Source organism: Arsenicibacter sp. R0_47, from assembly GCF_057652235.1.
Map to the genome: position 1 here is coordinate 1 of NZ_JBYFCJ010000144.1, position 232 is coordinate 232.

The window sequence follows — 232 nt, forward strand, 5'->3', positions numbered from 1 at the left end:
AGGCGGTCCGCTACTCGATCAGCCTGGGCCTCGCCCTCGGCTGTGAGATCGCGGAGGTGTCGGGATTCGCCCGGAAGAACTACTTCTACCCGGACATGGCGAAGAACTACCAGATCTCGCAGCTCGACGATCCGATCGCGCACGACGGATCCGTGGAGATCGAACTCGCCTCCGGCCGGGTGGTGCACGTGCCGATCGAGCGCGCCCACATGGAAGAAGACGCCGGCAAGCT

The 232-nt window shown here is 64.7% G+C and carries 1 pseudogene; it reads left to right on the top strand.

Going from position 1 to position 232, the window contains the following annotated elements:
* A pseudogene (gene gatB, locus AC23NW_RS36375) lies at positions 1-232 on the top strand (Asp-tRNA(Asn)/Glu-tRNA(Gln) amidotransferase subunit GatB); the annotation flags it as partial.